At 52.0% G+C, this 10,456-nt stretch carries 7 protein-coding genes and 5 pseudogenes; 10 read left to right on the top strand and 2 right to left on the bottom strand.

Annotation, left to right across the window (positions count from 1 at the left end; genetic code table 11):
- The 4 genes and pseudogenes from ACTBDZ_RS11405 to ybcJ all read left to right on the top strand — a co-directional run.
- Positions 1–71: pseudogene (locus tag ACTBDZ_RS11405) on the top strand (surface-adhesin E family protein); the annotation flags it as partial.
- Between the two features lie 78 nt (positions 72–149).
- Positions 150–1,148, top strand: a complete 999-nt coding sequence (locus ACTBDZ_RS11400; protein WP_438815392.1) for a sensor domain-containing diguanylate cyclase — start codon at positions 150–152, stop codon at positions 1,146–1,148.
- Between the two features lie 115 nt (positions 1,149–1,263).
- Positions 1,264–2,127, top strand: coding sequence for a bifunctional methylenetetrahydrofolate dehydrogenase/methenyltetrahydrofolate cyclohydrolase FolD (gene folD / locus ACTBDZ_RS11395; RefSeq protein ID WP_438815391.1), 864 nt, complete (start codon positions 1,264–1,266; stop codon positions 2,125–2,127).
- Positions 2,128–2,213: 86 nt separating this feature from the next.
- Positions 2,214–2,426 (top strand): ribosome-associated protein YbcJ, encoded by a 213-nt coding sequence (ybcJ, locus tag ACTBDZ_RS11390; RefSeq protein WP_438815390.1) that lies wholly within the window; start codon positions 2,214–2,216, stop codon positions 2,424–2,426.
- Between the two features lie 90 nt (positions 2,427–2,516).
- Here ybcJ and cysS read toward each other — a convergent pair whose 3' ends face one another.
- Both cysS and ACTBDZ_RS11380 read right to left on the bottom strand, forming a co-directional pair.
- Positions 2,517–3,902 (bottom strand): cysteine--tRNA ligase, encoded by a 1,386-nt coding sequence (cysS, locus tag ACTBDZ_RS11385; protein ID WP_438815389.1) that lies wholly within the window; start codon positions 3,900–3,902, stop codon positions 2,517–2,519.
- Positions 3,903–4,126: 224 nt separating this feature from the next.
- Positions 4,127–4,549 carry a DoxX family protein gene (locus ACTBDZ_RS11380; protein ID WP_438815388.1) on the bottom strand — a complete coding sequence of 141 codons (423 nt, stop codon included), beginning with the start codon at positions 4,547–4,549 and terminating at the stop codon, positions 4,127–4,129.
- A gap of 341 nt (positions 4,550–4,890) precedes the next feature.
- On the opposite strand from ACTBDZ_RS11380, the pseudogene ppiB reads away from it, so the two are divergent.
- The 6 genes and pseudogenes from ppiB to ACTBDZ_RS11350 all read left to right on the top strand — a co-directional run.
- Positions 4,891–5,386: pseudogene (gene ppiB, locus ACTBDZ_RS11375) on the top strand (peptidylprolyl isomerase B).
- Between the two features lie 10 nt (positions 5,387–5,396).
- The gene (gene lpxH, locus ACTBDZ_RS11370; RefSeq protein ID WP_438815387.1) at positions 5,397–6,119 is read left to right on the top strand and encodes a UDP-2,3-diacylglucosamine diphosphatase; all 723 of its coding nucleotides are present in this window, start codon (positions 5,397–5,399) and stop codon (positions 6,117–6,119) included.
- A 198-nt stretch (positions 6,120–6,317) separates the two neighbouring features.
- Positions 6,318–6,796: pseudogene (purE, locus tag ACTBDZ_RS11365) on the top strand (5-(carboxyamino)imidazole ribonucleotide mutase).
- A pseudogene (gene purK / locus ACTBDZ_RS11360) lies at positions 6,793–7,855 on the top strand (5-(carboxyamino)imidazole ribonucleotide synthase). The pseudogenes purE and purK overlap by 4 nt, the downstream one beginning before the upstream one ends.
- A 503-nt stretch (positions 7,856–8,358) precedes the next feature.
- On the top strand, positions 8,359–9,639 hold the full coding sequence (locus tag ACTBDZ_RS11355; protein ID WP_438815386.1) for an HAAAP family serine/threonine permease: 1,281 nt from the start codon (positions 8,359–8,361) through the stop codon (positions 9,637–9,639).
- Positions 9,640–9,794: 155 nt separating this feature from the next.
- Positions 9,795–10,329: pseudogene (locus ACTBDZ_RS11350) on the top strand (serine dehydratase beta chain); the annotation flags it as partial.
- Positions 10,330–10,456: the final 127 nt, after the last annotated feature.

Genomic DNA, 10,456 nt, shown 5'->3' with positions numbered 1-10,456 from the left:
CCATGGCGATGGTCAAAGCGCTTAACCGGATCACGCTATTAGGAATGCCGAACAGTATTCGCATCACGTAACAATCGACCCGATGGGGCACAGTCGTTACAAGTTCTGATTTATTCAACAAAGCCAACCCAGATGGCAGTTTTTCCGGCGTGCTGCTCGCCACCATTTCTCTCAATTATTTTAAACTCTATTACGGCTATTATTCGATGGGAGACACTGACGTATTAGCCATCTTACTGTCAGACGGGCATATTCTGTATGGCCGTCCTTTTGATGATTCTCAAATTAACCGGGACGTATCAAGTAGCCCGCTGTTTATGGAGCATTTGAAGTCATCCACCAGCGGCACAGCCACCTTCTACTCCGCCGTTGACCATGTCGAGCGCATCTATGGTTATACACGGTTAAAACGTTATCCCATTGTCATCGCAGCGGGCTATAACAAAACGCAGGTGTTTTCCAACTGGAAAGTCGACTCGACCATTTATACCGCTATCGTCCTGACCTTGCTGCTGATCATGAGCAGCATGGGAGCGATCGTGCTGAAACAGATCAAGATCAACGAAAAAAACCAACTGGATCTGACCAAGGTACGCGATCAGCTTACCGCGATGAATCACACGCTGGAAACGCTGGCGCTGTTAGATGGCCTCACGGGTCTGGCGAACCGGCGACAGTTTGATATTTTCCTGCGCGAGACCATCGCGCAATCCGCCCTTTCCGGTAAGCGAATAGCGCTTATCATGCTCGATGTCGATATGTTCAAGAAATACAACGACCACTATGGTCACGTTGAAGGCGACAAGTGTCTGCAAACCGTGAGCCATGCGCTGAGCAGTATGCCGCGTCGCAAAGAGGATTTAATCGCACGTTATGGCGGTGAAGAGTTTGTCATCATTCTGATGGATGTGACGGAAGAAGGCGCCGTAGCGTTTGCAGAACGGGCGCTGGAAGCCATCAGACACCAGCGCATCCCCCATGAACTCACCACGCTGGATGAAAAAGTCGTTACCGCCAGCGCCGGCGTCTACCTTTTTGTGGGAACAACACCAGCTCAGGCACCGGAGAGCGTGATTATTCGTGCAGATAAAGCACTGTATCAGGCCAAGAGCAAGGGCAGAAATCGCGTTGAAATTGCGACAGAATAGGCCAACAGCGGTCAGGTGCGGACGAATTTATATTGATACAGTGCCTGACAGCGCGCGTCGCTTCTGACAAAATAGCGCCATCCCCCGCAGTTTTATTTGATGGATTTCCAGAGAGATGGCAGCAAAGATTATTGATGGTAAAACGATTGCGCAGCAAGTGAAGGATGAAGTTTGTGCGCGCGTCAAGCAGCGTCTGGCCGAGGGCAAGCGTGCGCCAGGGCTGGCTGTTGTGTTAGTCGGCGATAATCCCGCCTCACAGATCTACGTCGCGAGCAAACGTAAAGTGTGTGACGAAGTGGGCTTTGTCTCTCGTTCTTATGATTTACCTTCCAGCACCACGGAAGCCGCGCTGTTGGCGCTGATCGACGAACTGAATGCCGACAACAGCATTGATGGTATTTTGGTTCAGTTGCCGCTGCCCGAAGGCATTGATAACACCAAAGTCATCGAGCGCATCGCCCCTGATAAAGACGTGGACGGCTTCCACCCTTACAACGTCGGTCGCCTGTGCCAGCGCGACCCGCTGCTGCGTGCCTGCACGCCGCGCGGCATCATCACGCTGCTGGAACGTTACAACGTGGACATGTTTGGCTTGAACGCCGTGGTGGTGGGTGCCTCCAATATCGTTGGCCGCCCGATGAGTCTGGAACTGCTGCTGGCTGGTTGTACCACCACGGTGACACACCGTTTTACCAAAAACCTGCGTCAACACGTTGAGCAAGCCGACTTGCTGATTGTTGCTGTTGGCAAGCCAGGCTTTATTCCCGGCGAGTGGATTAAACCGGGTGCCATCGTGATCGATGTCGGCATCAATCGCCTGGACAGCGGCAAAGTGGTGGGCGACGTGGAGTTTTCCGTCGCACAGGAGCGCGCGTCGCTGATAACTCCGGTGCCCGGCGGTGTTGGCCCTATGACCGTTGGCACCCTGATTCAGAACACGCTGCAAGCTTGCGAAGAGTACCATGACGGCAATGCGTAACGGCACGGGTTATACGGTTAACGCATAAACATCACGTTAACATCGCGCGCTCAGGCGCGCCTTTTTCTTTCTTACAGCAGGATGTTATGGAAACTTTTCATCTCGATAAACACCCGCACGTTGAACTGTGCGATCTGCTTAAACTGCTTGGCTGGAGTGAGAGCGGCGCTGCCGCCAAAGCCGCCATTGCTAACGGTGGCGTCAGCGTTGACGGCCAGGTAGAAACGCCTAAACGCTGCAAAATCATTGCCGGTCAGCGGGTCAGCTTTGCCGGGCAATCGGTAAATGTCGTGCCTTAAGCAACGGCCAGTAGTCTGATTCAATAAAAATCGCCCGCGAAGGTTTACCGTCGCCGGCGATTTTTTAACACGATACCACTAGCAATAACGTTATTTGCGACGCCATGTAGTGCCCTGCGGACCGTCTTCTAACACAATCCCCATTTCCGTCAGGCGCGCACGCGCTACATCCGCCAGCGCCCAGTCTTTGGCCTGACGCGCGTCATTACGCTGCTGAATCAGGGCTTCAATCTCTTGCACTTCATCACCATCCGCTTGAGAACCGCTGTGCAGGAAGGCTTCCGGGTCTTGTTCCAACAGCCCCAGAATGCCCGCCAAACGGCGCAACGCGGCGGCCAGCGCATCCGCCGCCACCGCATCTTCCGCTTTCAGGCGGTTCACCTCGCGTGCCATGTCAAACAGCACCGAGTAGGCCTCTGGCGTATTAAAATCATCGTCCATTGCCGCGCGGAAGCGCGTTTCAAACGCGTCTCCATCTTGCGCCGTCGCCGCCGGATCGGTACCGCGCAACGCTGTGTACAAGCGCTCTAAAGAGGCACGCGCCTGTTTCAGGTTCTCTTCACTGTAGTTCAACTGGCTACGGTAATGACCCGACATCAGGAAGTAACGCACGGTTTCGGCGTCGTAATATTTCAGCACATCGCGTACGGTGAAGAAGTTGTTGAGCGATTTAGACATCTTCTCGCGATCGATCATCACCATACCGGAATGCATCCAGTAGTTGACGTAAGGGCCGTCATGGGCGCAGGTCGACTGAGCAATTTCGTTCTCATGGTGCGGGAACATCAGGTCGGAACCGCCACCGTGAATATCAAAGTGCTCGCCAAGCTGTTTGCAGTTCATGGCAGAACACTCGATGTGCCAGCCGGGACGCCCTTCCCCCCACGGGGATGTCCAGTGCGGCTCGCCGGGTTTGGACATTTTCCACAGCACAAAATCCATCGGATTGCGTTTCACTTCCGCAATCTCAATACGCGCACCCGCTTTTAACTGTTCCAGATCCTGGCGAGAAAGCACGCCGTAACCCGGCGCGCTGTCGACAGAAAACATCACATCGTCGTTGTCTGCCACATAGGCATGTTTGCGCGCAATCAGTTGCGCCACCAGTTCAATAATTTCGGCGATATGGTGTGTAGCACGCGGCTCCAGATCGGGACGTAAAATGTTCAACGCATCAAAATCAGCGTGCATTTCAGCGATCATGCGCGAGGTCAGCTGTTCGCAGCTTTCTCCATTCTCTGCGGCGCGTTTGATGATTTTGTCGTCGATGTCCGTTACATTGCGCACATAATTGAGCGAGTAACCCAAATAGCGCAAATACCTGGCAACCACATCGAAAGCCACAAAAGTACGCCCGTGACCGATATGACACAGGTCATACACGGTAATGCCGCATACATACATGCCCACGTTACCGGCACGAATGGGTTTGAATTCCTCTTTTTGGCGACTCAGCGTATTAAAAATCTTTAACATCAAAACATTCCATGATATTCGCGGGAGAAGTGGAGTATGCGCAGCAAACGTAACACCGCCGTTGAGGCGGGTTCAGCAAGCCCAGCAGCGTATTGAAACCTGAACCTCGAGCTATTGCAAGACTGAGACAGCGTAATAGGAAGATAATTGATAAGGATTAAAAAAACAGAAACCCGGCAATGGCGCGCCGGGTCTCATATTACTGCTTGCAAACCGAAGAGGCATTAGCGCAAATTCGGATTACTCATCACGGAGTATTTACCGCTGCCCAGCAGCGCGATAGCCAATGCAGCGAAGAAGAATACCGCAGTCGGTTCAGCGCACCAGGCACCGGTTTTCGCCAGCGAAACAAAACCCGCCGGTGCAGCCAGAAGTTGCGCAACCACCATGGTGCCCGCAACCACTAAGGCAGAAGGACGTGTCAGAATGCCGAGAATCAATAAGATGGGGGCAACGACTTCACCCGCAAAGACACCATACGCGATAAACGTCGGTAATCCCGCATTTGTCAGCATACCCGCGATGGCGCCAACCCAATCGACCATTTTATGCCATCCATGAAAAATCAACAAAATGCCAAAAGCGAGACGCAGCAGCAGTTTGCCTGCATCGGGTTTATCCAGTACACGATTGATTAAGCCCAGCATGATTCACCTGTTAGTATTGTTAGTAAACTCTGTAATACGAATCATTTAAGACTAATCTGACTTGATTGCAAATCCTACTCCCAAATAAGTAATGTTTGATCTACAACAAGAAAAATTTTATTCAATAAAATAATGCAAATATATGACATATTATCAATTTTATTGACATTGTGTTACTTTTTAACCAAACGGTCCACATCTCCCCCGCGAATAGTTCCCTCGTCATACTGACTCGCGCAACCAGTTATGCTATAAGAGCGCCTTGGTTATTCAGCCTTTGTGCAGACAGCGCTGCCTGACAGCGGATGTCTCATCCTTCTGGTTATCAGGGTTTACTCATTATGATTACATTACATACAAACTTCGGTGACATCGTCATTAACACGTTTGCAGACAAAGCGCCTGCGACCGTGGAAAACTTCGAAAACTACTGCCGTAACGGCTTTTATGACAACACCATCTTTCACCGAGTGATCAATGGGTTCATGATCCAGGGCGGCGGTTTCGCACCGGGTATGCAGCAAAAAACCACCGAAGCGCCTATCGCCAATGAAGCCAATAACGGCCTGAAAAACACCCGTGGCACGCTGGCTATGGCGCGCACCAACGATCCACACTCCGCTACCGCACAGTTCTTTATTAACCTGGTGGATAACGACTTCCTCAACTTCCGCTCAGAACGTGCAGACGGCTGGGGCTACTGTGTGTTTGCCGAAGTGACCGACGGCATGGATGCGGTTGATAAGATCAAAGACGTTGCAACTGGCCGCAGCGGCATGCATCAAGACGTTCCTAAAGAAGATGTGGTGATTTACCCACGTGACTGTCAGCGAGTAATTGCAGCAGCATGGCAACACTGTTTATTGCCGACCTGCATCTGAACGTACATGAACCGGCGATCACCGCCGGTTTTCTGCGTTTTCTGGAACGTGATGCCCAGCAGGCAGATGCGCTCTACATCCTGGGCGATCTGTTCGATGCCTGGATCGGCGATGACGATCCGCAACCGCTGCATGCCAACGTTGCTAATGCGCTGCGCCAGTTGCAACAACGCGGTATCCCTTGTTACTTCATTCACGGCAACCGTGACTTCCTGCTGGGAAAGCGTTTCGCCACGCAGGCGGGCATGACGCTGCTCCCCGCCGAGCAGGTGGTGGAGTGCTATGGACGCCGAATCCTGATCATGCACGGCGATACCCTGTGCATTGACGACGCGGCTTATCAAAAATGTCGCCGCCGGGTACACAACCCCGTCATCCAGTGGCTGTTCCTGCGCTTACCCTTACGTTTGCGTCTCAAGGTGGCGGCAAAAATGCGGGCGGCAAGTCAGCAGGCAAACCAGCATAAGTCGCAGCAGATCATGGATGTCAATCCGCAGGCGGTGCAGGTGTGTTTACAAGCGTATGGTGTTAACACCCTGATTCATGGGCATACTCATCGGCCAGCAATACACACGGTCATAACCGACAGCAGCGAAGCGCAACGGGCGGTGCTGGGTGCCTGGCATGAACAGGGATGGATGATAAAAGTCACGGCTAGCGATACCGCGTTGATTTCCTTTCCCTTCTGATTTTCTCCGTTTTTTACACCTTTTGTGGCAAACCTGTGATGCCATTAACGGCAATAATACTGCGATTTGTCCGTACGCAACCGTTTTCCTTCCCGAACGCTCATGGTATGATCTGCGCCCTCCAGCCAGAGCGTCATCCGTTTTCTGGCCGACGCAGCCATGCGTCTCAATACGTCATATCACAGGAGCACTACAGGCATGTCATCCAACGCTGCCCCGGCAAAAATTGCCATCGTCATGGGTTCAAAGAGTGACTGGGCTACGATGCAGTTTGCTGCGGAAATTCTCACCACACTCGCTATTCCCTTTCATACCGAAGTCGTTTCAGCGCACCGCACGCCGGACAAAACGGGTTTGATGTGATCATTGCGGGCGCAGGCGGAGCAGCGCACTTGCCCGGTATGCTGGCAGCGAAAACGCTGGTGCCGGTGCTGGGCGTGCCGGTTCAGAGTGCAGCACTAAGCGGCGTTGATAGCCTGTACTCCATTGTGCAAATGCCGCGTGGCATCCCCGTCGGTACGCTGGCTATCGGTAAAGCCGGAGCCGCCAACGCAGCCCTGCTCGCCGCACAGATTCTGGCGCTGCACGATGGTGAGTTGGCCGTTCGCCTCGCCGCCTGGCGTCAACAGCAAACCGATGAGGTGCTGGCGCATCCCGATCCGCGGGAGGAGGCATGAAACCCGTTTGCGTATTAGGAAACGGCCAACTGGGTCGTATGTTACGCCAGGCCGGTGAACCCTTGGGGATTGCCGTCTATCCGGTGGGACTGGATGCCGAACCGGAATCCGTGCCGTTTCATCACGCGGTCATCACCGCTGAGATTGAACGCTGGCCGGAAACCGCATTGACGCGCGAATTGGCAGAGCACGCGGCCTTTGTTAACCGTGACATTTTTCCGCGTCTGGCCGATCGCCTGACACAGAAACAGTTGCTGGATTCGTTGCAGTTGCCTACCGCACCCTGGCAGTTGCTGGCTTCAGCGCAAGAGTGGCCCGGCGTCTTCAGCCGATTGGGCGAGTTGGCCATCGTCAAACGTCGCGTGGGCGGCTATGACGGCCGTGGGCAGTGGCGCTTACGCCCTGACACCGCAGCGACCCTGCCGCAAGAGTGCTACGGCGAATGCATCGTAGAGCAAGGCATCGCGTTTTCTGGTGAAGCTTCGATGGTAGGCGCGCGTAGTGCGGATGGACACTGCGTGTTTTATCCGCTGACGCACAATCTGCATGAAGAGGGCATTCTGCGCGCCAGCGTTGCGCTACCGCAGCCGGATGCACGCATGCAGCAACAGGCAGAAACCATGCTCGCGGCCATCATGAATGCGCTCGGTTACGTCGGCGTGATGGCGATGGAGTGCTTTATCGTGGGCGATCGTTTACTGATCAACGAATTGGCCCCCCGCGTGCACAACAGCGGCCACTGGACACAAAATGGCGCATCCATCAGCCAGTTTGAACTGCACCTGCTCGCCATCCTGGATCTGCCGTTGCCGAAACCAGTGATTGATGCCCCTGCCGTCATGATCAATCTGATTGGTACTGATGTTAATCACGCCTGGCTGGCACTGCCGCTGGTTCATCTGCACTGGTATGACAAAGAAGTACGACCTGAACGTAAAGTCGGTCACCTGAACCTGACGCACAGCGATCGCACTCAGCTACAACACACGTTACAGTCACTCGTCCCTGTTACCTGAAGCCTATCATTCCGGCCTACAGTGGGCGCAAGCAACGCTTTAACCGCTGTGCACTTCCCACCGTGTGGCTTTACGCCGGTGGGAAGTACATTCCCGTACACTCTCGTCTGTTTTGTCTGCAAACCATAAACACACACTATTTATATGGTCTTATTTTGGCGTGACATATGGATTATTAGGTCTATTATTAATCGCAGGTAAATTAACGCTATTTATTAGCAACGGTATTATTGGTTATTATTTGGCATAAAAATTAAGTTAAAGTATCAAATAAGAGACTTTATAAAAAAATAACGTAAGGTATCATAATTGATATTTTATTTATGAGCGAATTTTGATAAAATTAAAACACGTCAATTCATTTCTGTGATCATCTCAATATTATTCGCTGACCGCCTCAATATAGAATGCCGCCACAATCAGTATTGACTCTCTAACATGCGATTGCGTTATAAAAACGCGTCGATGTTTATTATTTATACAACATTGGTGCTATTGCCAATATTGACACAATTTGCAAACTGTGTTCACCAAGGAGAACCAATTATGAGCACAATCCAAGAAAGCAGTGCGATCGTCGCACCCGCTTCTGGTTGGCGTAAAAGCGACACTGTCTGGATGCTCGGGCTTTACGGGACAGCCATTGGCGCGGGCGTGCTGTTCCTGCCGATCAATGCCGGTATTGGTGGATTAATTCCATTGATAATTATGGCAATTATTGCTTTCCCGATAACATATTACTCACACCGCGCACTGTGTCGATTTGTTTTATCCGGTAAAAAAGGTGGTGAAGATATTACTGAAGTGGTCGAAGAACATTTCGGTGTCGGCGCAGGGAAATTAATCACGCTACTCTACTTTTTCGCTATTTACCCTATTTTGTTGGTTTATAGCGTAGCGATAACCAATACGGTAGACAGTTTTATCACGCACCAACTTCATTTACCGTCTCCGCCACGCGCAGTGTTGTCTTTGGTATTAATTCTGGGCCTGATGTTTATCGTTCGCTTTGGCGAAGCCATGATTGTAAAAGCCATGAGCATTCTGGTTTATCCTTTTGTCATGGTCTTGATGCTGCTGGCATTTTATTTAGTTCCTCATTGGAATTTAGCGATTTTTGATAATATTTCTTTCACCAGCAGCGCAACCGGCAATGGGCTATTGTCGACCCTGTGGTTGGCGATCCCGGTAATGGTATTCTCCTTTAACCATTCACCCATTATCTCCTCTTTTGCCGTTGCCAAGCGTAAAGAGTATGGCGACGATGCCGAGCCCAAATGCTCACTCATCCTCTCCTACAGCCATATAATGATGGTGCTGACCGTGATGTTCTTTGTGTTCAGTTGTGTACTGAGCCTGTCCCCTGCGGAACTGATGGAAGCCAAAACGCAAAACATTTCCATTTTGTCTTACCTGGCAAACCACTTTAATAACCCGGTCATGGCCTATCTGGCGCCGGTTATCGCCACCATCGCTATCTCCAAATCGTTCCTCGGCCACTATCTGGGGGCAGGGGAAGGCTTTAACGGCATGATAATCAAATCGCTGAGCAGCCGCGGTAAAACCATCGGTCACGCCAAGCTGAACCGCATCACGGCGCTGTTTATGCTGGTGACCACCTGGATTGTCGCCACGCTCAACCCCAGCATTCTGGGCATGATTGAAACAATGGGTGGCCCGGTTATCGCCTGCCTGCTGTTCCTGATGCCGATGTACGCCATTCAGAAAGTCCCGGCAATGAAGCAATACAGCGGGCAGATCAGCAACGTATTCGTTACCGTGATGGGCCTGATCGCCATCACCGCCATTGTCTATAGCCTGTATTAATCCACGCAGAAGCGGCACTGAGCCGCTTCCTTGTTTCCCCTCATGACTGTCAAGAGACGGTTGGCATAAGTTGCCAGCCGCCTCTCGGCACACCTGATGGCGGAATCTGCTGGCAGCGCCTTGGCGTTGTCAGCATCTTGTTAGAGGAAATCGCCATGGTCAGCGTATTCGAGATTTTCAAAATTGGTATTGGGCCGTCGAGTTCGCACACCGTCGGGCCGATGAAAGCAGGCAAAATGTTTACCGATAACGCTGGTCAGCCAGTCGCTTATCGCCTCCGTCACCGATATCTTGGTGGACGTGTACGGTTCGCTTTCCCTGACCGGTAAAGGGCACCATACGGATATCGCCATCATTATGGGGCTGGCCGGAAACCTGCCGGACAGCGTGGACATCGACGGTATTCCGGCGTTTATTCAACGAGTAAAAGAGACCCAGCGCCTGCCTCTGCTGGCGGGCGACTATGAGGTGAACTTTCCGCTGGAAACCGCCCTGCGTTTTCAGGCGGAAAACCTGCCGCTGCACGAAAACGGCATGACGATCCGTGCCTACCAGCAGCAAACCTTGCTGCACAGCAAAACCTATTACTCCATCGGCGGCGGCTTTGTTGTCGATCAGGAACATTTTGGCAAGGTACTGGCGACAGAAGAGACCGCACCCTACCCGTTCTATTCTGCGCAAAAATTGCTGCAACCGTCATTCCGCACCTACTTTAAGAATAAATTCGACGGTATCGCTCGCCGAGAACATCAACGATGGTCTTGTGAATAGAATTGAGGTTGGATACTTGTGGTGGTCTGTCACCAATACTGAACTC

This window comes from Symbiopectobacterium sp. (genome assembly GCF_051710365.1).
Taxonomy (GTDB): domain Bacteria; phylum Pseudomonadota; class Gammaproteobacteria; order Enterobacterales; family Enterobacteriaceae; genus Symbiopectobacterium.
Note: the sequence above shows the minus strand (reverse complement) of the source record. Positions and strands in the feature narration are given on the sequence as shown.

Coding starts and splice junctions, on each gene's coding strand:
- folD (WP_438815391.1), top strand. CDS start 1,264: ATGGCAGCAAAGATTATTGATGGTAAAACGATTGCGCAGCAAGTGAAG.
- ybcJ (WP_438815390.1), top strand. CDS start 2,214: ATGGAAACTTTTCATCTCGATAAACACCCGCACGTTGAACTGTGCGAT.
- cysS (WP_438815389.1), bottom strand. CDS start 3,902: ATGTTAAAGATTTTTAATACGCTGAGTCGCCAAAAAGAGGAATTCAAA.
- ACTBDZ_RS11380 (WP_438815388.1), bottom strand. CDS start 4,549: ATGCTGGGCTTAATCAATCGTGTACTGGATAAACCCGATGCAGGCAAA.
- lpxH (WP_438815387.1), top strand. CDS start 5,397: ATGGCAACACTGTTTATTGCCGACCTGCATCTGAACGTACATGAACCG.
- ACTBDZ_RS11355 (WP_438815386.1), top strand. CDS start 8,359: ATGAGCACAATCCAAGAAAGCAGTGCGATCGTCGCACCCGCTTCTGGT.